We start from the raw sequence: 23,786 nt of genomic DNA on the forward strand, positions 1-23,786 counted from the left end.
CAACGCTAACTTACAAAGCTATCAAAGGATAATAATGAAACAGTCTATAGTTCACATCGCGCTAGTGGTGAATGATTACGATGAAGCCATCGATTTTTATGTCAATAAATTGAAGTTTGAATTGATTGAAGACACCTATCAAGCAGAACAAGACAAACGCTGGGTTGTAGTCGCACCTCCGGGTTCAAACGGGGTATCTTTGCTGTTAGCGCGGGCATCAAAACCAGAGCAACATGATTTTATTGGTAACCAAGCTGGCGGACGGGTATTTCTTTTTTTGAATACCGATGACTTTTGGCGCGACTATAACCGCATGCAACTTGATGGGATTAAGTTTGTGCGCCCGCCTCAAGAGCAAGACTATGGCACTGTGGCGGTATTTGAAGATCTTTATGGCAATCTTTGGGATTTACTGCAGTTAAATGATAAACATCCGAAATAGATAATTAAACCATTCATAATTCCAGCAAAATTATAACGACACACTTGATTCTTACACCGAGGAAATCAGCGTAAATCATTTTATGCTGACAACCTAAACCACATATTGTGCAAGCTAACTGACATAAAAAAGCCAGTTGGATATTCCAACTGGCTTAACAAAACGTCACTCTATTTTAGAGCTAGTCTATATGCTGTAACCCAATTACAAAGCAAATTTATAGTAGACGTAAAAACGAGTGTCAGTTAGGTCATCGCCTGTAGAGTAATTAACAATGGCATGACGTGCGCGTACACTTAGACCATTTACAAACTGAGAAAGATCGTAAGTAACAGACAAGTCGGTTTCATCAATGTCTTTACTTGAATCACCATCAATCTGATAACTAGCCCAGTTAAGATATGTGCTCACACCACTGAGAGCAGAGTCAGGTGCAAAGTTGTATGCTAGCTGAGCACCGTAACCTTCTTCATTAGCACGCGAAGACTGAACCACCTGCTGAATGATCACTTTTTCATCACCAAATGGGGCAACAACATCGCCATCACCGGTTTTTGCGTACTTAATCGTGGCATCAAACCCACTCCATTTCATCCCTAAATGGAACCCAGCCTGGTAAGTGTCAAACTGTGCAGCGCTCTGATCTAGCTTACCTGTAGAGTCTTGTTTTAAATAAGACGGAATGAAGTACCAGTTGGCAGCGCCCATTTTACCGCTCATGTCCAATTTCACATGATACTGATTGTAAACGTCTTCCATGGAGTAGTACCACAGACTGGTTTTGGCTTTGACCGCATTTAACGGCAGATTGTAATCTAAACCTAAGGCGTAAATAGGGTTGTCTTCAACATCGATGAAAACGCCCTTACGTGCAAATTCCCCCCGGATACCATCAGCCACACTAGCAAACTCTTCGTTGGTCCAGCCCATGTAATCAGTGATATACAGCGCTGACACGCCCAAGTTCTCAATTGAGGTATTCTTAATACTGGCACCGCGATAGGTGAACGGGATTGCTCTTAATGGGAACGGGTTCATCATGGGAGTTCGTAACTCTTGCGCACCAACCACTATTTTAGTGTCGTACCAGTTGCCGCTAACAAAGTATTCTTGCAAACGGTTAACAGATGTACGTTCAACCTTAGAGCCCGGCGCTCCACCACCAACAAGGCCATACAGACCATCATCGTTTGCATCCCAAATTGGGTTAGCTGAAGCAAATGAACTGCCAAAGCTTATACCGTTAGCTTCTCCGGATCGCAGGTAGAAAAGACCACCGAATGATGTATCACGTCGATCAGTACTATCGCCATCAAAGTTACGTTGGAAGTCAAATAATTGAAATTGACCATTTACACTGCCGTCATTAAATAAATTGGCCATTGGCTCGGCCGCAAAGGCTGGGCTTGCTGCTAGGCATGCCACAACCAAAGGTAGTAGTTTTGTTTTCATCATCATTTTTCTCATCCTAATTATTGTTAAGTTTTCTTATGGTCGAGATATTAAGGTGCCAAATGGCCGACTTATGGCACAACAAAGTCAAAACGAAGGTGGCAACTGCCACAGTAGTTCTCTGACTTTTGGTGTACGCTGTGACATTTAAGGCAGTCAGTTTCAGTGCCAAAATGACGATTTTCATGTGGATTTGTAGGTTTCACATTCTTGGTTTTGGCTGCTAGCTTTTGGGTGTTATGACATGTCACGCATTTAGACATAGTCACAGGTTCACGAATTTCAGCTTTACCGTGGCAGCTAGCACATTTGAGTCCTTTAGCCGCATGAGTTTGATCCAATAAGGTGTTATTGTTTGCCATTGCACCGCTTGCGAAAAAGCTCAATGCAAGACAAAGCATGATGTTGCGCAGTGTTAATTTCTTCATTGTGTTATTCCATTATTCATTGGGAAGGTTGCCAAGTGTCAGGCATCCATTTAACTGGGTGTTCGTTTTATAGCTTGGCCACATACCTACCTGCTAAGTAGCCAAACGTATAACAACGTCCTAGTGACAATCCGAATACAGTCAGTGGGTAATCAACGCCACCATAGAAGCCACCACCTAAGTTACCGATAACGAATAAGCCGCCAATTTTGTTGCCATCAGCATCAAGCGCTTGATGATTTTTATCGACTAGCATTCCTGAACAGAGGGTTGAGATACGCATGCGGCGGTGAATGCCATAGAAAGGGGCTTTAACAACAGGAAGCATTTTTGATGAAGGCTTACCAAAATCGTCATCTTTACCGGTTTTGCAAAGCTCGTTATAGCGCTTAACATTGGCAACGAAGGTTTTAGGGTCACATTCCAGTTTTACTGCAAGCTCTTCCAAGGTATTGGCTGAGTAGGTATTTGTCTGAGATGCAAACACGCCGACCTTAGGCGCTGGATCTTCAGGCATATAGATTTTCATTTCTTCAGGTGAGTACAGTTTTCCAGGCCAGTTAGCAGCTTGGTCCATGTAGTTAGAATCAAAGACTTGAGAGTAGTTACCCGCATTTTCTGCATCACGTAGGTAGTTATTCATCAATGACATTTCAACCGTTTCATTGACGAAACGATTACCTTTGCGGTTAACAGCAAGGAATGGCATATCACACATTGAAGCTGGACCGGCATCAAAATCGTGCAACATTTTGGTATGACCGATAGGTTCGATTACGCCACCGGCCCAGTAAGCCATAGAGAAACCATCGCCAGTACGATCCATTTGCTTGCGTTCAAAATGCTTCAAATCAGGAATGAAGAAGTTACACATTGCTTCGTTATTCTGATAATCACCAGACGACAAAATCACACCTTTTTTAGCAAGGTATTTGTGGTATTTGCCATCACGGTCTTTGGCAATAACACCAATAACTTTGCCAGATTCATCTTGGATTAGTTGTTGTGCAGGCATGTTGAAGAAGAATTTAACACCCGCTTTTTCAGCTACTTTAGCTAAATCACGCATGCCGTCACCTGTGGTATATGGCTTAGGGCCACAAAATGAGGTCACAAAATTGAGCTTATGTTCAGTGACACCACGAATACCATGTTGCACTTTAGTGCCTTGGTCTACGATTTGCGCGCCACCTTTTTTAGCACGATCGATAACCCAAGAAACTGCCTCACCAGAGTTATACGCCCATTCTCTAACAAGTTCAGGGTGACAACGGTGAGCACTGTCGCTCATTAAACGGCTAACCATGGCTTCGACACCAGCCTTATCGCTGTTGGCCAAATCAATACCAGAACCTGTGTTACCTTGAGAAACGACAATCGCTTGTTTTTGTAATACCGCAACTTTAGCGCCATTCTCAGCCGCTGATAGTGCCGCAGGAACACCTGAAGCACCGGCACCAACCACAACCACGTCGAACGTTTGTGTCGATACGATCAGTCTGTCAGAAATCGGTTTCGGCTTAGGCATAAACTCTAACGTTGCGCCGCCATCTGAACTTTTAGCTGCGTTTTGGCAGGCTTCATCTGTTGCAGCAGAAGCCATTCCGCCACTTAGACCGGTAAATGCAACTGCGCCAGTACCCACTGCAGCACGAGTTAAAAAGCTACGTCGTGAAATACCATTTTGCAGGACATTCGCGGTGTATTGATCGATTGCTTCCGGCTTCTTTGAATCATTATTACTCATTGTCATACTCCTTTTGCCCTCACTGTCACAATGGGTCCAACAGCATTAACTGCGATATTGGACCCGCTCATAACCGTACAGAGCTACTGTGTTCTACTTGCATCAAAAGTAGGGTTCGCTCAGAAAGTGGGGAAAAGTCTTAATATGATAATAGTTAATGTTAACCCCAAATTTGATACGTTAAATGTATGACATATGATATTACCCATAAAGGGATAGTTATTACATCTATGGAGTAGCTCTCAAAAAAAAGTGATTTTGTGACTTTCTAACAACAAAAATATAATAGGCATTACCGATGAGAGAAATTCAACAGATGAATATCAACAGAAAGCAAATAATCGAATTTGAGTCATATACTTACAAGCAGTTGTGACGCATAAATAGGAGCGGGAAAACAAGGATATTTCATCAGCATAACTATTAAGCATATGTATGAGCATGATAGAATATAAACCAGAACAAATTTAGGACACTGAACTTGGTTAACTTTACCTCAGTCAAACACATGAAAGCTTCCGATGAAATAGGAAACCAACTAAAGAATGCTATTTTTGAAGGTAAGTATTTAGCTGGTGATAAACTACCATCCGAACGAGAACTCATTGAATTGTTTCAAATAAGTCGCACTGTAGTGCGAGAAGCAATTAAAGGACTTGAAGCGAGTGGCCTTGTAGAAATTAAACAAGGTGCGATGGGTGGCGCTTTCGTAAAACTGATGACATTTGAACGACTGACTAATGTGTGTCAGGAATTGTTCATCATGGAAAAAATGTCATTCGCCGAAGTCTGCGAGGCACGATTACAAATTGAGCCTATGGTGGCTAAATTAGCAGCGCAAAATTGCACCCCTGAACTGGCAGAAAAATTACGTGAGGCCTCTCGCTGTGAAGAACACATATTAGACTATTCTGATACCGTTTATTCACGCCAGAAAGTGCATTATATTTTAGCTGATATGTCAGGAAATCGTTTTCTCGCGGCTATCGTCAAATCTCTGTTGCAAGTTATCAGTAATGCAACTTCAAAATTTGAACCTAGCCATGACAAAGTCCATCCAGTAGGCCTTCATGACGCAATTATTGCAGCGGTTATCGCACAAGACGGTCAACAAGCTGAGGCAGAAATGCGCACACACTTACAAGCATTTACCCTAAGGCTCAACGCTGTAGAAAAAGATTATAGAGACACTGAAAAATAAGCATTATTATACTGTACAGTCTTGATTATACGCAGGTTCATGTTTATTCATGAGTCTGTTTTTATACCCATAGTAAAACAAAGCTCAACAAGATTTGCAGCCTCTGTACAAAACACCTCAGCCAATCCAAATGACATTATCACATTGCTAGCAAAGTATTTATCTTAGTTAAAAGCTGCTTAAATTTCTGTTTTGTCAAACCAACTGCGATCTATTTCCCAACAATGTAGAAACTGAGACCCATTAGTCATTAAATTCTTATCAGTATTTACCCTGCAAATCATATGTTATACGTTTAACATATTACCATTCAGGTATGAACAATGAGGATTAATATGAAAACGGAAAATCTATGGATTCCCTTAGCTTTAGCACCTTTGTGTATTGCTCTTTACGGCTGCAATAGTGACTCATCTTCGGAAGGCATTCCACAACTTGAGGCCGCCATACCTGCAAGTATCACCAGTTGTGCAACACTCGCAACTGAGTTCAATTATGCCGACACTACAATTATCAGTGCAGAACTCATCCCCGCGGGTGATGTGGAATATGACGCAGGCGAAATTTACCCGTCTCCTTCACATTGTTTAATCACAGGGAAAATGAACGAAAGAACTGGCATAGGGATGGATGGTGATGCCGAGTACGCTATTGGTTTTGAAATGCGTTTACCGTCAGACTGGAATGGCCGTTTTTATTACCAAGCCAATGGCGGCTTAGATGGTAAAGTGCAAAAAGCCGTTGGTCGTTTCCTTACATCTGCAAGCAAGGATTCTGGTGCGCTAAACAAAGGCTTTGCAGTCATCAGTTCCGACACCGGACACGCATCAGCAGCACCCATGTTTGGGCTAGATCCTCAGGCACGCTTAGATTATGGCTACAATGCGGTTGCCGAACTCACGCCAATGGCTAAATCTTTAATTGAAACCGCATATGGTAAACAGCCTGATCGTTCTTACTTTGGAGGTTGCTCAAACGGTGGACGCCATACCATGGTTGCCGCAACACGCTATGCCGATTTATATGATGGTTTCTTAGTGGGTAACCCAGGGTTCAACTTACCCAAAGCAGCTGTTTCGCAGCTTTATGGTATTCAGCAATATTCAAGCCTAGTAGATATTGACGTCGAAAATGTGCTCGCATCTTTACAAAATGGCTTCACCCAAGAAGAGTTTGCACTCGTTTCAAGTAAAGTCGCACAGCAATGTGACGCATTAGATGGCGCAAGCGACGGAATGGTACAAGATACTTATGGTTGCCAAGATGCATTTGATTTAGATCGAGATGTGCCAACCTGTCCTGCTGACCGAGATGGCACATGTTTAACTGCTGCGCAGAAGTCTGTAATGACAAACATTATGTCTGGGCCACGAAATAGCAATACAGATGCGGCCATTTATTCAGACTTCCCTTATGATGCGGGCATGGGCACCAATGATTATTATAACTGGGAATTTTTCATGGCGATGATGAGAGATCCAGGCGCTGTGGCATTTATATTCTCAACCGCACCAACCCCTTATAATGGTTCAACGGAACTCGGTGCATATGAATTTGTGATGCCTTTTGATATGGATACCGATGTTGAGCGTATTTATGCGATTGATGATACTTACACCCAGTCAGGTATGACATTCATGACACCACCAAATCCAACTGATCTGACTGTATTGAGAGATCGTGGCGCTAAGATAATGGTCGTTCATGGTACTTCTGACGCAGTATTTTCACCTAACGATACAGTTAACTGGTACAAAGGCTTGCAGAACGCCAATGAAAATCAAGCCGACGAGTTTGCTCGCTTATATTTAGTCCCTGGTATGAACCATTGTGGTAAGGGGTTAGCTACAGACCGCTTTGACATGCTTGACTCTCTCGTTGCATGGGTAGAACAAGGGCAAGCACCTGAGAGCATAAATGCTTCTGTTCGTTCTGAAAATACTGAGTTACCCGCTAACTGGTCTAAAACACGGACAAGACCATTATGCCCTTTCCCACAAGTGGCAACCTATAGCGGTACAGGTAACATGGAAGATGCAGTTAACTTTATCTGCGTGACTCCTGAGCAATAGAAACAATAAGCCACATAATGACGCACTAGATTGTGGAACAAGATATCCATCACGGTAACGCATTTGGGCACCTCTTTATTTAATAGCTAACAAGTAAAAGGAGCATTCTATGCTGCTTTTACTTGTTAAAACCTGCGACTTAATTTATTCAGCAAACCGCAGGCTAAATTCTTGAATGCGTTGTGCATTGACACCGCGATCGCCGATTCCAACCCGCGATACACTGCGTAAATCAATACGGCTACCCTGCTCTAATAGAGACACGACCACAACAATATCGTCTGCGAAGTTAAAAAATGGGGTTCTTGAGGTACTTTCAAAACGACGTGCCTTTGGGTCTTGAGCGACAATAGTCCAACCCATTGACTCCGCAACCATAAGTGCCTTTTGATAAGCCGCATCAGCGGTTAAGTCTGACACTATAGGGTTAATATTAGGAAAAGCTTGCAGTTGCTGCGCAGCGATTTCAGGGCCACCATAAACTAAGCTGTTTTTAGCGCCTTCACGACTGTCAGTTAAAAATTCGAATTGCGGTGGCGATTGGGTATTAGTGGTTATATCGTGAATAGGTGGGTATTTAACTGGCTCAATAACCAATGCCACAATACTCGGCGCCAATATGCCTAATCCAAGCACTAACGCTATGGTCGAATTGATAAGCCCTTTACCTTTAGCACGACTGTTTTGCTTAATGGTAAAGCTGGTAATTAATGCCACTAACCCAATCACGACGACAACATATCCCAGCAAGTTATTGTAATTACGGCTGGCCATGAAGCCGACTATGGGATCCCATAATCCTATTGTCGATCCAAATACCATTAATACGGCAAGTGCTACTGCAACCAATGCCACCACTAACGCAATATTACTTAAACTGCTTTTTTGCATCACATTCATCCTTTAGGTAATCCTAATTTATCTAACTCAACTTACATTGACCTGAATTTGTGCTAATAAATTTCTCAAACAACAAAAAAATATTCTGACTCAATAAGATAAGCTCGAACCGTTTACTGACTTAACCAGTGTTGTTTCGCTTTACTCACCCGTATTAGGATCAAGCGCTAAACGACGCATGGTACGAATTAAATTACTTCTATCTAGCTTTAAGGACCTTGCAACTGCAGCTAAGTTACCTCGCTCAGTCAAGAATACTGTTTGTATGGCTTGCCGCTGATACTCATCGGTGGCATCACGCAGTCCTTGGGTTATCACTTGGGATAACGTAGCCGTTGAATCATTGGTGGATTGACTCTCCATCGCGGTTTGCTGTGGTGCTTCAGAATGACTCGCCATAAACTCTGACCCCAGATGCACAGGGCTAATACTAATAATACTAGCATGACGACCTTGTTCACTAATGGCCCTTAAGGCAGCGCGACTAAGCAAGTGCTCTAACTCACGCACATTGCCAGGCCAATGATATTGGGCTAATTGATTAATCGCGCTTTGTTGCAACCTCAGTTTCGCGACCCCAAGTTGATGTTGGCTTTTTTCTAAAAAATAGCCTGCCAATAAAATAACGTCTTTATCGCGATCTCGTAATGCTGGCACTGGCAGTGGATAAACACTTAAACGATGATACAAGTCAGCTCTAAACCTACCTTCTTTAACTTCTAGCTGCAAATTACGATTAGTTGCAGCAATAATTCTGACATCCACCACAATAATATTGTCGCTACCAACACGCTGAATTTCACCATTTTGCAATGCACGCAATAACTTAGCTTGTACCGCTAACGGTAATTCACCCACTTCATCTAAAAATAATGTGCCGCCATCGGCAAGCTCAAAGCGGCCCCGACGATCGCTTACCGCACCAGAATAGGCACCTTTTACATGACCAAAGAGTTCACTTTCAACGATGCTTTCTGGCAGTGCTGCACAGTTAATTTGCACTAACGGTTGCTCGCTACGACGTGATTGTTGATGAATGCTTTTGGCAACCAACTCTTTACCCACACCAGTTTCCCCGGTAATTAATACCGATAGATCGCTGGCGGCAACAGTATTTATCTCTGACAATAAATCCGTAATTGCGCCACTGTTACCAATAATGCTCGACGGCCCTGCAGTCGCTAACATGCACTGTGCCACTTGATGATTACGTTCAACTTGAATTTCTAACGCTTCAATATGTTCACTGGTACTAATCGCAGCGGCCACAGCAGCAATATAAGCACGGGTTTCAGTTGGATTAAGCGAATCAAAACTACCTGCTTGCATAGCGTCTAAGGTTAAAACGCCCCAGGCTTTACCATCGATATAAATGGTGCTACCCATGCAGTCATGCACGTGCAATTGTTCACTGCCATCATCGACTAAACCGTCATAGGGATCGGGCAGTGTTGAGTCGGCATCGAAGCGGGTAATGTGTGGGTTAGTTAAAATTTGCTGCAAGCGTGGATGGTGGTTAATCGAAAATTGTCGCGCTAACGCTTCTTGCTTTAAGCCCACCACAGCTACAGGCACCAAATGATCCTGTTTAAGCTTCAGTAAGGCTACAACATCGCACGGAATGGCGCGTTGAATCGCTAAAATCAGCCGCAAGTAACGCTCCGATTTTATTAAGTCACGATTTAAGTCTTCTACAATGTCGATAAAGGGAACAATATTCATAATAAGTCAAATAAACCTAATTTAGGTTAATTTGACACACTTATTGATCTAGGTCAATTTAACCTTTATAAAATTTATATGTTTAAAATCAGTGTGATAAATGTTGGCACGTTCTGTGTAATGTCTAGGTATACAAGGTAATTGATTGAAGCTTATCGCTATTTACTCCCCAAAAAGGAATCATGAATGTTAGACACTGCAACTGTTCAAATTATTAAGGCCACTGTCCCCGCGTTACAACTTTACGCCAATGACATTACCAGCCATTTCTATCCATTACTGTTTGCCCAGCATCCTGAAGTATTGCCTTATTTCAATCAAACTAACCAAGCTAAAGGCACTCAACCTAAAGCACTGGCTAACGCTGTGATTGCTTATGGTGCCAATATTGATGAGCTAGGTAATTTAAGCGCTGCGGTCAGTAAAATTGTCCAAAAGCATACCGCACTAGGTATATTGCCGCACCAATATGATGCGGTTGGCAGCTGTTTATTACAGGCCATTAAAGCCGTACTCGGCGATGCTGCAACAGACGAAGTGATTGATGCTTGGGCCAAAGCTTACGGTCAGTTAGCCAGCATATTAATTGCGGCTGAAGAGTCAATTTATACACAGAACGAACAGAAAACTGGTGGCTGGCGCGGCGAGCGTGAGTTTATTTTAATAAAACGTGTAGATGAAAGTTCAGTGATTACCTCATTCTACTTTCAACCATTTGATGATAAAGGTTTGCCAAGTTTTGAAGCCGGTCAATTTCTAACCTTGGTATTTGATGATATCGATGGCGTATCAATGCGTCGTAACTACAGTTTATCTGACGCGGCAGGCAAAGATTACTTAAGAATTAGCGTCAAGCGTGAACCTAATGGTGTGGTATCAAATCACTTACATAACCACATTCAGTTAGGTGATAAAGTGAAATTACGTGCCCCAAGTGGCGATTTCACTTTACGCAAAAATACCAAACCGTTAATTTTACTCACCGGCGGTGTGGGCATTACGCCTGCGATTAGTATGCTCAATACTGAAGCTGGTTCAGGCCGTGATATTCGCTTTATTCATGCAGCTCTTAATAGTGATGTTCATGCGTTTAAACACCATGTTGATCAACTAGCCTTAACCCATGACCACATCAAGCCGTTGTATGTTTACAGCCAACCAGGACAATATTGCCAACCTCATGCGACAGGCTTCATCGATACATCATTGATTGCGGAGCAACTGCCTGCAGACCGCGATGTAGAATTTTACCTACTTGGCCCTACTGGCTTTATGAAAGCAGCATTAGCTATCGCCACCAGCTTAGGTATACCAGAAAACCAAATTCATTATGAATTCTTTGGCCCAACTGAAGCATTAAGCGCTTAATCACCCAACAAACCCGTAAGATAGAAAAAGCCCTGAGCGTTAACTCAGGGCTTTTTAGTTATCGATAAAAACGATTAAACCTGCGACTGGATATGCCCTAAAACGGGATATCGTCATCCCAATCTTCATCTTCTCAATGATAAAATACTCTATTAACTTAAATAAACTGGATAGCACACATGGTTAAGTCATCCTGAAACTCTGAAAAACCGCAAAATAGTTTCATTTGCTGTTCAAGATACTCCAGCATAGCTTCGGGTTCATCGGGGGCGGCACTAATGGCTTTTTCTAAGCGATCAAAGCCAAATAACTCTTTTTGGGCATTTTGAGTTTCGATGACAACATCAGTATAAACAAACAAGATATCACCAACATCCACGCTAACCCTGTAGGTATCCCAATTTTGCTCACGCAGTACACCTATCGGTATCCCGCCCTGATCTAGAGCAACCAGTCGATTGGCTTTTTTCAAGTACGCATGCGGATGACCAGCATTGGCATAAATGAGCTCTTTGTCTTTACAATTATAACGAAGCACTGTGGCGGTTAAAAAACTGCCGCGGGGCTTTTTAGTGAAAAAGTGTTGATTGATATAATTGAGTACTTCTGAAGAGCTACTGGATAAGTTCTTCGGCTCAAAGGTGCGTAAAATCGCATCTATCATTGCTGTCTCTACGGCAGCGGCTGGGCCATGCCCCGATACGTCGGCAATAATCATTCCTATATCACCTTGAATGTCAGGACGACTTTTACCGAGATCGACAATATCTAAATAATCGCCACCAGCGCCTTTCATTGCTTTGTAGGTGTAGGCCATTTTAACGGAGCTTAGTTCAATACCTTTGTCTGGCAACATTAGCTGTTGTAAGCGGGTAATCTCTTCTATCTCATCGCGGATCCATACTTGAGCGGCATTGAGCTGTGAAGATGCTTCAGAGAATTGAAAACTTTTTAGCTGATATAAAAGCTTGAAATACAATGCACTAACATGATGCGACTCTACATTGGCAGGCAAATCGAGCAAAATGATACAGTCAAATAAGCTCGAATCTTTACCAAAAGGCAGTGCCCAAGACGTCTTGCCATCATCATTTAATGGCAATATCTCAATGGTACTGTGCTGTAACGACAATGCTTGAAACTGTTTATACAGGTTAGTGTAATGTTGATCACACAAGGATGAAAAATTACAGCTAATTTGGCCATTTTTCTTAATGAGATAATAATTAAACTCAGTTAACGTGAGCGCCAAGGTGGTTTTAAACCACAAGGTTTCATCAATGATATTATTAGCTAATGCTCTGTCTATACTCAAAGGGAAGACCTTACTTTTGGGCTAATTTAGCAGCAAGGGCTTCATTTAAACCAGAAACACCACTTTTCTTTAAGGTACTTTGATAGTCTTTACTAAAGGTACGGATCATTGATAGGCCTTCCGCTACAAAATCGTAAATTTTCCATTCATCATTGCGCTGATAAAGCTGGTAAGAAACTGGAATGATATTGTCTTTGGTATGAATGTCGGTATCTACCGTTGCATAGACTTTTTTCTTGATGGTCTCGCCAGTGTAAGCAACTGTTTCATTGTCATATTTTTCTAACAATACAATATAAGTATCGACTAGCACGCCTTTTAACAACACCATAAATTGACGCTTTTCGCTATCGCTTGCTTCTCTCCAATACTTACCTAATACGCGTTGCGCAGACGCTTGAATATCCACATGTTTTTCAATCACATCACTGAGCGATTGTTTTTTTTGTTCAACAGACAAAGCACTATCAGAAGCAATACTAATGATATCTGACACACCCAATTTAACCCGATCTGTCGGTCCTTGTGCTGCTAAAGCTACAGACGGCATCACTAACATTATGATTAAAGCTATTATAGATTTCATTATTTATCCTGACTAAACATATATTTACTAACTAATTCTTCGATGCTAATTGATGATTCTGTATCAATAAACTCATCACCATCTTCCATATTGATGTCTGATCCACCGCTGGATATTTTAAGAAACCTGTCACCGATAATCCCAGATGTACGAATAGACGCGACAGAATCATCTGGCACGGTAATGCTGTTATCTAATGACACTGTAACCACAGATTCATACGCTTTAGGGTCGTACTTAATCGATTTAATTAACCCAACCCTTACACCGGACATTTCAACAAAAGCCCCCTCTTTTAAACCTGAAGAGTTTTCAAATTTAGCGACTAAGGTATATTGACCGCTATTAGAAATCGATGCCCCGCCAATGGTAACAGACATAAATACCAAGGCTCCAATCCCGCACAGCACAAACAGGCCGACGAGAAAATTGACGTAATTGTTTTTCATTGTTACCTCGAGTTATAGCGCTAATGAGCTAACGATGTAGTCACTAAATAGCATAATAATTGCACTCATTACCACTGCCTGAGTGGTGCCATTACTGACGCCTTCAGCGCCCATATTTTTTTGATTCAGGTGTAAGTAAAAGCCGTAATACAAAGGTATCCACATAATAAATAAACCAAATACCAACGACTTTATTTGACCAACCAGCACATCTTTAAAGCTAATCGTATCCAGCACACCTTGAATATATGCACCGGGGTTTTCGCCTTGGATGTGAACGCCAACGATATAACCACCGCTTATCCCAACCAGGTCGAACACTGCCGTTAGAATAGGCACACAAATTAACGCGGCAAGTAAACGTGGCAACATAACATAGCGATAGCTGTTAATCGCCATGCAATCAAGCGCATCAAACTGCTGCTCATTGCGCATAATACCAATTTCAGAGCAGGTAGCAGAGCCTACTCGCGCAATCAGCATCAATGCAGTCATTACCGGGCCCAGTTCTTTAATCAAACTCAAGGCCACTGCCGAACCCAACAAATCCACCGATCCAAAGCGCACTAAGGTGTCGTAAAATTGCAGCGCCACCACCATGCCAGTAAATAATGCTGCGACAATAATGACGATTAAAGACCGATTACCGATAAAGTATATTTGCTTGAGCACTTGTTTAAATGACACCAGCCCAGTAAATAGGCTGCTGACAATGCGCAGTAAAAACATTGTCGCTAGGCCTAAACTGTCGATATTTTTTCGTGTTGCGGCGCCCAGATTACTGATCGCATTAAATAAGGCGGTCATTAAATATTGTCCTTATCTAACAGTCGATTGAAGTAAACCTCGCCATCGTCTCGGTAAGTATTAGGTTGGCGGTTAATCATATTTTGAATACGTTCATCTGGCGAATTTTTAATCTCGTCAACCGTGCCATTTGCCACGACTTCGCCGTTAAACAATACCACCACACGATCGGCAATTTTAAACACACTTTCAAGCTCATGAGTCACCACCACTATGGTCATGTTCATGGCATCTCTTAAGGTTAAAATAAGCTCATCCAACTCTACTGCGGTAGTCGGATCAAGTCCTGCCGACGGTTCATCAAAAAACAGTAACTTAGGGTCCATGATAACCGCTCTAGCTAAGCCGGCACGCTTTAACATGCCACCTGATAATTCAGAGGGCATCATATGACCAGTGCCGGCCATATTCATGAGTTCAAGCTTCATCCGCACCATAATATCGATAGTTTGGGTGTCTAAAGAAGTATTCTGCTCTAAGGGTAACCTGACATTATCGGCCACAGTCAACGAGCTCAGCAGTGCGCCACCTTGAAAAGCGACACCCATTTTTTGACGTAAATGACGTAATTGCTTACTTTTAGCCGTAAAAATATTCACACCATCAATCGTGATAGTGCCAGAAACCGGTGTTTTAAGCCCAAGCATGTGATTGAGTAAAGTACTTTTACCTGAGCCTGAACCGCCCATCACCACCAGAATCTCTCCGGGGTTGACCTCTAAATTGACATCCTTAAGTACTTGGGTGTCACCATACTGGGCAAACAAATGCTCTACGGTAATAATAGGCTTAACCATTGTGAGTTACAGCACCTACTGAATCCGCTAAGTTAAACACTGTGTTTAAGCGGGTTAATTGCAATACTTGAAGCGGCGAACCATTAGCACCAACAATATGAAACTCAGTATGGTTTTCTTTGGCCTCATTAAACGCCTCAACTAATGACGCCATTCCTGAGCTATCGATATATTGCAGATGGGTAAAATCGACAATAACGTTATTTTTACTCTTAATTAATTTGATGATGTCGAGTTTAATGCTGCGTGAATTGCTCAGATCGACTTCACCATAAAGCTTAACGACTTGATAATTATTTTGTTGCTCAATTTCAATATTCATTTCATATCACTCAAATTTAACCGTCAATTCTAACCAATTACCTTTACCTTTATGTGGGAGCAATCTTACGGTTTCTGCCACATAATGGATCAAGCAAAGGCCTAGGCCACCCGGTTCACATAAATTGTTTTCTGGCGGTATTAATTGTTTATCAGTAATCTGCGAACACACATCTTTAATCACAAATCGCGCATGTTCATGGTCACTGCTGATCTCTATCTCTAAACAGCCTTTTTTCGACATGTGGTAACCATGGCGAATCACATTGGCGCAAGCCTCATCAACGGCTAATACGATTTCATTAACTTTATCTTCGCGAAAGGGAAAGTCTTGGCAAGCATGTTCCACAAATTGGCGAATATTTTTTAATTCACTTGTACAAGATGAAAACGTTTTGATGTTTGACATGGGCTAGTCCGTATTTTTTATATCAGTTTGATCGCCTATTTTTTTATCTACTGGAGCTTCATCTAATAGCTCATCATCTAATAGTTCGTCATCGAACTCTAGATCAAATTCTTCTGTATCAGCCTCATCTACTTTTCCGTCACTGACTAAGTGCGCATCTCGCTGTAGATAGACGTCTTTAACATAGCCATAAGGATCTAATGACTTATCTAAGATAGGTTCATATTGCTGAAATTCAATCCTACTGTCTAATCCTTCAAGCACAAATTTCCCCGCTCTTTGCTCAAATGTCAGAATAGACAAGGGATAGACAAAAATATCAACAAAATCACCGACGGTATTACGTGCCGTGCTGGCTCCATAAACAGGCCACATAATGAATGGTCCATTACCGATCCCCCAAACACCAAAGGTTTGTGCGAATGTTTCTTCTTTTTTAGCCAGTCCCATGTCTGTAGCAGGATCAAAAATACCGACTAAGCCGATTGTTGTGTTGACGACAAAACGTAACACGCTGCTACCACTGTCAGTCACTTTCCATTGCAAGAGGTTATTTAATGCGTAAAGCGGTTCACTGAGATTTGATAAAAGGTTAGTCACCCCTTGTCGGATAGGCTGAGGAACGTTTTCATAGCCTTGGGCTGCTGGTTTTAACGCATATTTATCCATAACCTGGTAATTAAAATCCCAGCTTTTTCGATTAACCGCTTCGAACGGATCGCCCGGTGTTGAGGTAGTAGCACACCCACTTAACAAGAGTAAAGTGCCTACAATCACAACTAATCGCCCCATCACTTTCACTCATAACTCCAGCTTTTAAATTGAAAAAATCTGCTACCTATATTGGTAGTGAGCATCATATTTAGCTCAGCTAATTGTGCTCAAGATTGAAAATATAACATTAAAACCATGCAAACGATAAATACAATTTGATTGATCGTTCAAAAATAATTTATTCGATCATTGAGTTCACAATATGCAACCGCTCATCAATCAAGGCATCAGTAGGCTTACTATCGAGATGGCTTATTGAATTAATGATGACCCCTAGCGTATAAGTGCTGCAGATGATTACAAGCCATTATTCACCATGTGTTTAATTTTATGGGCTTTGACAAAATGGTCTAGTTGATGGGTTTCAATCCACCATGTTGCCGCTTCCATCAATAGTGCCGGATTATCATTTTTATTGGTAAAGAAAGCATAAAATGACAAACCGACGTTATCGCCTTTCAAGGCCATTTTCTTATCACACACTTCGATGATTTTTGCTCTTAGTTCGGCTCTCATTATGTCCTCTTCACTTAAAATTAACTGACTAAAAATAGCCTATATCTTATTAATATCTGATACACAGATAGTGCTATGTTTAGCACATCGCCTTAGAGTAACCAATACAATAATCAACAGTACTATGCTAAAAAAGTAATCAACGCTAAACAATAAATAAACTGTTAAATCATCGTTATACTTGTCGTCGAAGTATTAATATAACGTTTCATTTAATGAGAGGGTTTACTATTTTAGCTGGAGTGATCATAGAGAACAGTCACGTAACGGAGTAGACTGAATATCTACATTCTTTAATTTGGACAATGAGACTCGCCATGAAATTCCTTGTTGATACTCACGCTCATACTATAGCGTCGTCTCACGCCTATAGTACCTTATACGATTACCTGTCTGTTGCGAAAACCAAAGGGCTTAAGTTATTCGCCATTACCGATCATGGTCCAGATATGGCTGACGCTCCCCATTTTTGGCACTTTGTGAATATGAAAGTGTTACCTCGAATTGTTGATGGCATTGGTGTACTGCGCGGCATTGAAGCTAATATCAAAAATGAGCATGGCGAAATTGACTTTTTTGGCGATTATTTAAAAGAACTCGATATTGTATTGGCAGGTTTTCATGAACCCGTTTTTCCGCCATCAACCAAAGAGGCTCACACCACGGCGCTAATCAATGCGATTGCAAGCGGTAATGTCGACATCATTACTCATCCTGGCAATCCCGCGTATCCCATCGATATTCAGCGTGTTGCCGCGGCCGCAGCAAAATATAACGTGGCACTAGAGATAAATAACTCCTCTTTTTTAGCCTCTAGAAAAGGCAGTGCACCAAATTGTATTGAAATTGCTAATGCCGTAAAAGAAGCCGGTGGACTGCTGGTTATGGGCTCTGATTCTCATGTCGCGTTTAGCTTAGGCGAGTTTGAAAAAGCTGTTGAGGTCATTGAAACAGTCGCGTTTCCAATTGAACGCTTACTAAACCGAAGCCCTGAAGCGTTGTTGAGCTTCCTGACGGCTAGAGGTCATAAGTCACTTGACGAATACTCTGCTTTAATCGATTAGCTGACCCTATTCCAAACGGCACTGTGACATTGCCCCTCAAAATACTGTGAAAGACACAGTTATCTTAGTTATCTGACATAAAAAAGGCCTGCAAAAGCAGGCCTTAAAGGTTTAGTTAACACGATAAATCATGTGTCCTAGAACGGGATATCGTCATCCCAACCTTCATCTAAATCTGGGGTGAAATTTTGCTGTGGCTGTGGAGCTGGACGCTGTGCAGGGGCATTTTGTGGTTGGAAATTACCCTGTGGTGCCGCTGGCTTTGGTGCGTAAGCTGGTGCAGCTTGTTGTGCTGGCGCAGCCTGTTGCTGATAACCGCCTTGCTGACCGGCATTTGGCTGAGCTTGGTAAGCTGCATTACCTGTGGCAGGTGCTGCTTGATTGTATTGTGCTTGTGGCGGACGAGCTTGAGGAGCCGGTGCAGGACGAGACTGTTGTTGTCCCATGTTTTGTCCCGAGCTTTGACCTTGTCCCTGATATTGACCACCACCGCTGTTATCACCAGAGTTGCGGCTGTCTAACATTTGCATTTCCATGGCGTTAATTTCAGTCTTGTACCGGTCTTGACCGGTAGCCTGATCTTGCCATTTACTGGTTTGCAATTTGCCTTCTAAATAAACTTTAGAACCTTTTTTTAAGTACTCGCCAGCAATTTCTGCAAGACGGCGATACATCACAATGTTATGCCACTCAGTACGTTCTTGCATTTGACCTTGCTGGTCTTTCCACGACTCACTTGTCGCTATAGTAAAGTTGGCTACGGCGTTGCCGTTTGGCATGTAACGAACCTCAGGATCTTTACCTAAGTTACCTACCAAAATTACTTTATTCACACCACGACTGGCCATCGAAATCTCCTGAGATTTTTATCTGTTTACTTTATCTGAATACTAAGCTGTACGATCAACACGATCTAATTCACAGAGCCTAACACAGCTCGCGCTTCGCTTAAATTGAATTTATCATCGACCTTTAAATAAGCCACTTTATCTTCAAGCACGACTATGGCCTCGACAACACCGATTAGCTGCGACAAACTACTGGCCATATTTTGTGCGTCGGATTTATCTTTTACTGTTGCTTCAAGCGTATAGCTTTTCAATAACACAGGTTTTTGCATGCCTATAGTTAACAATAACCACACGCACATTAGCCCTAATGCGACAAAAAATACCCCAGAAGCGCCAACAAGTTGATAGGCTCCGCCGCCTAACATGCCGCCACAGAATGCACCTAAAAACTGGCTGGTTGAATACACGCCCATAGCCGACCCTTTATCGCCGACAGGACAAAACTTAGCAATTAAACTCGGCAATGATGCTTCAAGGTAATTAAAACCGGTAAAAAATAATACCACGGCGCCACTTAACACCCAGAGGTTGTTGGCATAAAGCCCCATCGCCGCCAGTGATACCATCATGATGATCAACGCGATTTGAAACATGGTTTTAGTATTGTTGCGTTTAACCCCAATAATGATTAATGGCACCATTAAGAAAAAGGCACCAACAAAAGCGGGGAAATATAGCATCCAATGTTTTTCTTTCACTAAGCCGGCATCAACTAAATCGAGCGGCAATGCAACAAACACAGCGGTGAGCACTAAATGCAGAATAAAAATCCCAGCATCTAAGCGAAACAGCTGCGGGTCTTGCAACATACGTTTAAGTTTTGTCGGTGTCGCGACGGTATCGCCTTTAGGCGCATGGCGAATAGGATTAGGCACAAAAAACTGCACTATCAACATCCCCAATACCGCTAACACCGCTGTTAACAAAAATAGCCCAGTTAAGCCCATGTATTGCGCTACAATCGGTCCAACTAATAACGACAAGGCGAATGAAAAACCAATGCACATGCCGATAATGGCCATGACTTTGGTACGTTGTTCGTCTCGGGTTAAGTCGGCTGCAAGTGCTAGCACTGCCGCAGCAATGGCGCCCATACCTTGTACTGCGCGGCCAAACACCACACCGTAAATATGGTCAGACGATGCAGCAATTAAACTCCCAATGGCAAACAAGACTAAACCACCAAGAATAATTGGCTTTCGTCCGTATTTGTCGGACAAAATCCCCATAGGGATCTGTAAAAAAGCTTGAGTTAATCCGTAGGCACCAATGGCAATACCAACCCAAAGCGGCGAGAAACCTTCTAAATGCTGACCATACAGCGCGAAGACAGGCATAATCATAAACAAGCCCATCATGCGTAAGCCAAACACACTGGCTAACGAAAATGCGACCTTTTTCTCCATACCCGACAGTCCATTACTGGCCATGCTGTTGCCCTTCGATAAGTCATTCAACAATATTATAAGATGCGCATATTATCACAGCGCCATAAATTAGCTCAAAAGGAAATCACAGTTTTGTATATAAGGTCTTTTATTTGTACATGTTAAATTTTAGTCCTGAACTTTAGCGCGGTTCGATGCGTACCATAAAATCGACTTAATCAAAATTGATATGAAGTCAGCTAACAAACTATGCGATACTGATCGCTGTTTTATTTACATAAGTCATAGAGTGAAACGATGGATAAAATTGAAATACGCGGTGCCCGAACCCACAATCTTAAAAATATCAATCTAACCATTCCCCGTGACAAACTTATTGTGATAACTGGGTTATCCGGTTCAGGAAAATCATCATTAGCCTTCGATACCTTGTATGCAGAAGGCCAACGTCGCTATGTTGAATCGCTGTCGGCCTATGCACGTCAATTCTTGAGCTTAATGGAAAAACCTGATGTCGATCATATTGAAGGCTTAAGCCCCGCCATTTCAATTGAACAAAAATCCACTTCACATAATCCGCGTTCAACGGTCGGTACTATTACCGAAATCTATGACTACTTACGCTTGCTGTTTGCCCGAGTGGGCGAACCACGCTGTCCAACACATAATCAGCCTTTGTCGGCGCAAACGGTTAGCCAAATGGTTGATAAAGTGTTGGCCATGCCAGCAGACAGTCGCCAAATGCTGCTCGCGCCTGTGGTTAATGATCGTAAAGGCGAACACGTTAAACTGCTGGAAAGCTTATCAGCTCAGGGATATATCCGTGCGCGTATTGATGGCGAGGTGTGTGACTTAACCGATCCACCAACATTAGATTTACACATTAAACACACTATTGAAGTGGTCGTTGACCGCTTCAAAGTACGTGAAGACATGAAACAGCGTTTAGCGGAGTCATTTGAAACTGCATTAGAGCTGTCTGGCGGTATTGCCAAAATAGCCAGTATGGAAGATAGCAGTAAAGAAGAACTGATTTTTTCGGCTAACTTTGCCTGTCCGCACTGTGGCTATTCGATGGCAGAACTTGAGCCGCGGATCTTTTCGTTTAACAATCCCGCTGGGGCTTGCCAAACCTGTGACGGTTTAGGTGTACAGCAGTTTTTTGATCCCGACCGAGTGATCGCTAACGATGAATTATCCTTAGCCGGTGGCGCCATTAGAGGTTGGGACAGACGCAACTTTTATTATTTTCAAATGCTCAGCTCACTCGCCGAGCATTATAAGTTCGACGTTGAAAAACCCTATGCCGAGCTGAGTGACAAAATCAAAAAGATTGTTCTATACGGTTCAGGCAAACAAAGTATTGCCTTTAAATACATCAACGATCGCGGTGATGTGGTGGTGCGTAACCATCCGTTTGAAGGCATTTTAAATAATATGGATCGCCGCTACCGCGAAACCGAAAGTAATTCGGTGCGCGATGAGTTGTCTAAATTTATTAATATGCAACCGTGTAACAGCTGTAGTGGTTCGCGCTTACGTGAAGAAGCCCGTAACGTGTTTATTGGCGAACTAAATCTACCGCAGCTCACCACTTGGTCAATTGGCGAAGCCAAACAGTATTTCGACACAGTTGAGTTTGCAGGGCAACGTGCACAGATTGCCGAAAAAATATTAAAAGAGATCAGCCAACGTTTAGGCTTTTTGGTTAATGTTGGCCTTAACTATTTGAGCTTATCGCGATCAGCAGAAACCTTATCAGGTGGCGAAGCGCAACGCATTCGCTTAGCCAGCCAAATCGGTGCCGGGCTAGTAGGCGTAATGTACGTGCTGGACGAACCGTCAATTGGTTTGCATCAACGCGATAATGAACGCTTACTGCAAACTCTTATTCACCTACGTGATTTGGGCAATACCGTCATTGTGGTTGAACACGACGAAGATGCTATTCGCCTTGCAGACCATGTTATTGATATCGGCCCAGGTGCTGGCGTGCATGGCGGCGAAGTCATTTGTGACGGTACCTTAGAAGACATTCTTAACTGTGAAGCATCGGTCACGGGTCAGTATATTTCCGGTAAAAAGCAAATTCACATTAGTGACGAGCGCACGCCGATGAACCCAAAACAAGTGATTGAACTATTTGGCGCATCGGGTAATAACCTAAGAGATGTTGATTTAACCATACCTGTTGGCTTATTTACCTGTATTACCGGGGTATCTGGCTCAGGTAAATCGACACTGATTAACGACACCTTCTTTAAAATAGCCCATAGGATGCTCAATGGCGCTACCGTCGATGAACCTGCGCCTTATAGAAGCATTGAAGGCATGGAGCATTGTGACAAAGTCGTTGATATTGACCAAAGCCCCATTGGTCGCACACCGCGTTCAAACCCTGCTACCTATACCGGTATTTTTACCCCAATCCGTGAGCTGTTTGCTGGCACGCAAGAATCACGTACCCGGGGTTATCAAGTGGGGCGCTTCTCGTTTAACGTCAAAGGCGGTCGTTGTGAAGCCTGCCAAGGTGATGGTTTAATTAAAGTCGAAATGCACTTTCTACCTGATGTTTATGTGCCTTGCGATTCGTGTAAAGGTAAGCGTTATAACCGTGAAACCTTAGAAGTAAAATACAAAGGCAAAAACATTCACGAAGTACTGCAGATGACCGTTGAAGATGCTCGCGTCTATTTTGATGCCATCCCCTCTATTGCACGTAAACTGCAAACCTTAATCGATGTCGGCTTGGCGTATATTCGCTTAGGCCAAAGTGCAACGACCTTGTCTGGGGGTGAAGCTCAACGAGTAAAACTGGCTAAAGAGTTGTCTAAACGCGATACCGGAAAAACCTTGTATATTTTGGATGAACCCACTACAGGGCTGCACTTTGCCGACATTCAACTATTGTTAGATGTACTGCATCGCTTGAAATCTCATGGCAACACTGTGGTAGTGATTGAACATAATTTAGATGTGATAAAAACCGCAGATTGGATTATTGATTTAGGCCCTGAAGGTGGCGCTGGCGGCGGCATGATTTTAGCTGCTGGCACTCCAGAAGATGTAGCTGAACATCCTCAATCGCATACCGCTAGATTTTTAAAGCCAATGTTGGCGCTTCACAAACAACGTGCAAAAATGAAATAACCAAGCCGCCACCTTAAGCAAATAAGA

The 23,786-nt window shown here is 42.5% G+C and carries 22 protein-coding genes; 6 read left to right on the forward strand and 16 right to left on the reverse strand.

Going from position 1 to position 23,786, the window contains the following annotated elements; genetic code table 11:
- Nucleotides 1-34 precede the first annotated feature (34 nt).
- Nucleotides 35-442 (forward strand): VOC family protein, encoded by a 408-nt coding sequence (locus H5164_RS08020; protein WP_124015268.1) that lies wholly within the window; start codon nucleotides 35-37, stop codon nucleotides 440-442.
- Nucleotides 443-646: 204 nt separating this feature from the next.
- On the opposite strand, the gene H5164_RS08025 is transcribed toward H5164_RS08020, so the two are convergent.
- The 3 genes from H5164_RS08025 to H5164_RS08035 all read right to left on the reverse strand — a co-directional run bounded on the left by H5164_RS08025 (nucleotide 647) and on the right by H5164_RS08035 (nucleotide 4,069).
- The gene (locus H5164_RS08025) at nucleotides 647-1,900 is read right to left on the reverse strand and encodes an OprD family outer membrane porin (RefSeq protein ID WP_124015269.1); all 1,254 of its coding nucleotides are present in this window, start codon (nucleotides 1,898-1,900) and stop codon (nucleotides 647-649) included.
- Between the two features lie 65 nt (nucleotides 1,901-1,965).
- Nucleotides 1,966-2,322 carry a cytochrome c3 family protein gene (locus H5164_RS08030; RefSeq protein WP_124015270.1) on the reverse strand — a complete coding sequence of 119 codons (357 nt, stop codon included), beginning with the start codon at nucleotides 2,320-2,322 and terminating at the stop codon, nucleotides 1,966-1,968.
- Nucleotides 2,323-2,389: 67 nt separating this feature from the next.
- Nucleotides 2,390-4,069, reverse strand: a complete 1,680-nt coding sequence (locus H5164_RS08035) for an FAD-binding protein (RefSeq protein WP_124015271.1) — start codon at nucleotides 4,067-4,069, stop codon at nucleotides 2,390-2,392.
- Nucleotides 4,070-4,550: 481 nt separating this feature from the next.
- On the opposite strand from H5164_RS08035, the gene H5164_RS08040 reads away from it, so the two are divergent.
- The gene (locus tag H5164_RS08040) at nucleotides 4,551-5,270 is read left to right on the forward strand and encodes a FadR/GntR family transcriptional regulator (protein WP_310736175.1); all 720 of its coding nucleotides are present in this window, start codon (nucleotides 4,551-4,553) and stop codon (nucleotides 5,268-5,270) included.
- A gap of 335 nt (nucleotides 5,271-5,605) precedes the next feature.
- A complete protein-coding gene (locus H5164_RS08045) occupies nucleotides 5,606-7,342 on the forward strand; it encodes a tannase/feruloyl esterase family alpha/beta hydrolase (RefSeq protein WP_182755518.1) in 1,737 nt (578 codons plus the stop codon).
- Between the two features lie 144 nt (nucleotides 7,343-7,486).
- Here the strand turns inward: H5164_RS08045 and H5164_RS08050 are convergent, their stop codons facing one another.
- Complete coding sequence (locus H5164_RS08050; RefSeq protein WP_259396769.1) at nucleotides 7,487-8,233, reverse strand: DUF1499 domain-containing protein; 747 nt, start codon at nucleotides 8,231-8,233, stop codon at nucleotides 7,487-7,489.
- A gap of 150 nt (nucleotides 8,234-8,383) precedes the next feature.
- The gene (gene norR / locus H5164_RS08055; RefSeq protein WP_182755523.1) at nucleotides 8,384-9,964 is read right to left on the reverse strand and encodes a nitric oxide reductase transcriptional regulator NorR; all 1,581 of its coding nucleotides are present in this window, start codon (nucleotides 9,962-9,964) and stop codon (nucleotides 8,384-8,386) included.
- Nucleotides 9,965-10,150: 186 nt separating this feature from the next.
- Between norR and hmpA the strand changes: the two genes are divergently transcribed.
- Entirely contained in the window at nucleotides 10,151-11,332 is a 1,182-nt protein-coding gene (gene hmpA / locus H5164_RS08060; protein WP_182755525.1) for an NO-inducible flavohemoprotein, read from the forward strand.
- 157 nt (nucleotides 11,333-11,489) lie between these two features.
- Here the strand turns inward: hmpA and H5164_RS08065 are convergent, their stop codons facing one another.
- The 9 genes from H5164_RS08065 to H5164_RS08105 form a co-directional block, all read right to left on the reverse strand.
- Complete coding sequence (locus tag H5164_RS08065; protein ID WP_182696870.1) at nucleotides 11,490-12,647, reverse strand: PP2C family protein-serine/threonine phosphatase; 1,158 nt, start codon at nucleotides 12,645-12,647, stop codon at nucleotides 11,490-11,492.
- 10 nt (nucleotides 12,648-12,657) lie between these two features.
- Nucleotides 12,658-13,233 carry a phospholipid-binding protein MlaC gene (locus H5164_RS08070; protein ID WP_124015278.1) on the reverse strand — a complete coding sequence of 192 codons (576 nt, stop codon included), beginning with the start codon at nucleotides 13,231-13,233 and terminating at the stop codon, nucleotides 12,658-12,660.
- Nucleotides 13,233-13,682 (reverse strand): outer membrane lipid asymmetry maintenance protein MlaD, encoded by a 450-nt coding sequence (mlaD, locus tag H5164_RS08075; RefSeq protein WP_124015279.1) that lies wholly within the window; start codon nucleotides 13,680-13,682, stop codon nucleotides 13,233-13,235. Before mlaD ends, H5164_RS08070 begins: the two co-directional genes overlap by 1 nt.
- A gap of 12 nt (nucleotides 13,683-13,694) precedes the next feature.
- Nucleotides 13,695-14,489, reverse strand: coding sequence for an ABC transporter permease (locus tag H5164_RS08080; RefSeq protein WP_182696872.1), 795 nt, complete (start codon nucleotides 14,487-14,489; stop codon nucleotides 13,695-13,697).
- Nucleotides 14,489-15,286, reverse strand: a complete 798-nt coding sequence (locus H5164_RS08085) for an ABC transporter ATP-binding protein (protein WP_182755527.1) — start codon at nucleotides 15,284-15,286, stop codon at nucleotides 14,489-14,491. The genes H5164_RS08080 and H5164_RS08085 overlap by 1 nt, the downstream gene beginning before the upstream one ends.
- Complete coding sequence (locus H5164_RS08090; protein ID WP_124015282.1) at nucleotides 15,279-15,608, reverse strand: STAS domain-containing protein; 330 nt, start codon at nucleotides 15,606-15,608, stop codon at nucleotides 15,279-15,281. The genes H5164_RS08085 and H5164_RS08090 overlap by 8 nt, the downstream gene beginning before the upstream one ends.
- Before the next feature lie 6 nt (nucleotides 15,609-15,614).
- On the reverse strand, nucleotides 15,615-16,016 hold the full coding sequence (locus H5164_RS08095; protein ID WP_124015283.1) for an ATP-binding protein: 402 nt from the start codon (nucleotides 16,014-16,016) through the stop codon (nucleotides 15,615-15,617).
- A gap of 3 nt (nucleotides 16,017-16,019) precedes the next feature.
- Nucleotides 16,020-16,808, reverse strand: a complete 789-nt coding sequence (locus tag H5164_RS08100; protein WP_182755529.1) for a VacJ family lipoprotein — start codon at nucleotides 16,806-16,808, stop codon at nucleotides 16,020-16,022.
- Between the two features lie 279 nt (nucleotides 16,809-17,087).
- On the reverse strand, nucleotides 17,088-17,306 hold the full coding sequence (locus tag H5164_RS08105) for a DUF6500 family protein (protein WP_182755531.1): 219 nt from the start codon (nucleotides 17,304-17,306) through the stop codon (nucleotides 17,088-17,090).
- Nucleotides 17,307-17,623: 317 nt separating this feature from the next.
- On the opposite strand from H5164_RS08105, the gene H5164_RS08110 reads away from it, so the two are divergent.
- Nucleotides 17,624-18,370, forward strand: coding sequence for a phosphatase (locus H5164_RS08110; protein ID WP_182741185.1), 747 nt, complete (start codon nucleotides 17,624-17,626; stop codon nucleotides 18,368-18,370).
- Between the two features lie 137 nt (nucleotides 18,371-18,507).
- Here the strand turns inward: H5164_RS08110 and ssb are convergent, their stop codons facing one another.
- Together ssb and H5164_RS08120 are read right to left on the reverse strand one after the other, a co-directional pair.
- On the reverse strand, nucleotides 18,508-19,218 hold the full coding sequence (gene ssb / locus H5164_RS08115; RefSeq protein ID WP_124015287.1) for a single-stranded DNA-binding protein: 711 nt from the start codon (nucleotides 19,216-19,218) through the stop codon (nucleotides 18,508-18,510).
- 65 nt (nucleotides 19,219-19,283) lie between these two features.
- Entirely contained in the window at nucleotides 19,284-20,651 is a 1,368-nt protein-coding gene (locus tag H5164_RS08120; protein WP_124015288.1) for an MFS transporter, read from the reverse strand.
- A gap of 255 nt (nucleotides 20,652-20,906) precedes the next feature.
- On the opposite strand from H5164_RS08120, the gene uvrA reads away from it, so the two are divergent.
- Nucleotides 20,907-23,759 (forward strand): excinuclease ABC subunit UvrA, encoded by a 2,853-nt coding sequence (uvrA, locus tag H5164_RS08125; protein ID WP_182741186.1) that lies wholly within the window; start codon nucleotides 20,907-20,909, stop codon nucleotides 23,757-23,759.
- The last annotated feature ends 27 nt before the right edge of the window (nucleotides 23,760-23,786 follow it).

The organism is Shewanella sp. SG41-3 (assembly GCF_014164545.1).
Taxonomy (GTDB): Bacteria; Pseudomonadota; Gammaproteobacteria; order Enterobacterales; family Shewanellaceae; genus Shewanella; species Shewanella vesiculosa.

What these genes read in the sequence shown, in the direction of transcription:
- H5164_RS08020 (WP_124015268.1), top strand. Translation starts at nt 35, where the DNA reads ATGAAACAGTCTATAGTTCACATCGCGCTAGTGGTGAATGATTACGAT.
- H5164_RS08025 (WP_124015269.1), bottom strand. Translation starts at nt 1,900, where the DNA reads ATGATGATGAAAACAAAACTACTACCTTTGGTTGTGGCATGCCTAGCA.
- H5164_RS08030 (WP_124015270.1), bottom strand. Translation starts at nt 2,322, where the DNA reads ATGAAGAAATTAACACTGCGCAACATCATGCTTTGTCTTGCATTGAGC.
- H5164_RS08035 (WP_124015271.1), bottom strand. Translation starts at nt 4,069, where the DNA reads ATGAGTAATAATGATTCAAAGAAGCCGGAAGCAATCGATCAATACACC.
- H5164_RS08045 (WP_182755518.1), top strand. Translation starts at nt 5,606, where the DNA reads ATGAAAACGGAAAATCTATGGATTCCCTTAGCTTTAGCACCTTTGTGT.
- H5164_RS08050 (WP_259396769.1), bottom strand. Translation starts at nt 8,233, where the DNA reads ATGCAAAAAAGCAGTTTAAGTAATATTGCGTTAGTGGTGGCATTGGTT.
- norR (WP_182755523.1), bottom strand. Translation starts at nt 9,964, where the DNA reads ATGAATATTGTTCCCTTTATCGACATTGTAGAAGACTTAAATCGTGAC.
- hmpA (WP_182755525.1), top strand. Translation starts at nt 10,151, where the DNA reads ATGTTAGACACTGCAACTGTTCAAATTATTAAGGCCACTGTCCCCGCG.
- H5164_RS08070 (WP_124015278.1), bottom strand. Translation starts at nt 13,233, where the DNA reads ATGAAATCTATAATAGCTTTAATCATAATGTTAGTGATGCCGTCTGTA.
- mlaD (WP_124015279.1), bottom strand. Translation starts at nt 13,682, where the DNA reads ATGAAAAACAATTACGTCAATTTTCTCGTCGGCCTGTTTGTGCTGTGC.
- H5164_RS08080 (WP_182696872.1), bottom strand. Translation starts at nt 14,489, where the DNA reads ATGACCGCCTTATTTAATGCGATCAGTAATCTGGGCGCCGCAACACGA.
- H5164_RS08085 (WP_182755527.1), bottom strand. Translation starts at nt 15,286, where the DNA reads ATGGTTAAGCCTATTATTACCGTAGAGCATTTGTTTGCCCAGTATGGT.
- H5164_RS08090 (WP_124015282.1), bottom strand. Translation starts at nt 15,608, where the DNA reads ATGAATATTGAAATTGAGCAACAAAATAATTATCAAGTCGTTAAGCTT.
- H5164_RS08095 (WP_124015283.1), bottom strand. Translation starts at nt 16,016, where the DNA reads ATGTCAAACATCAAAACGTTTTCATCTTGTACAAGTGAATTAAAAAAT.
- H5164_RS08100 (WP_182755529.1), bottom strand. Translation starts at nt 16,808, where the DNA reads ATGGGGCGATTAGTTGTGATTGTAGGCACTTTACTCTTGTTAAGTGGG.
- H5164_RS08105 (WP_182755531.1), bottom strand. Translation starts at nt 17,306, where the DNA reads ATGAGAGCCGAACTAAGAGCAAAAATCATCGAAGTGTGTGATAAGAAA.
- H5164_RS08110 (WP_182741185.1), top strand. Translation starts at nt 17,624, where the DNA reads ATGAAATTCCTTGTTGATACTCACGCTCATACTATAGCGTCGTCTCAC.
- ssb (WP_124015287.1), bottom strand. Translation starts at nt 19,218, where the DNA reads ATGGCCAGTCGTGGTGTGAATAAAGTAATTTTGGTAGGTAACTTAGGT.
- H5164_RS08120 (WP_124015288.1), bottom strand. Translation starts at nt 20,651, where the DNA reads ATGGCCAGTAATGGACTGTCGGGTATGGAGAAAAAGGTCGCATTTTCG.
- uvrA (WP_182741186.1), top strand. Translation starts at nt 20,907, where the DNA reads ATGGATAAAATTGAAATACGCGGTGCCCGAACCCACAATCTTAAAAAT.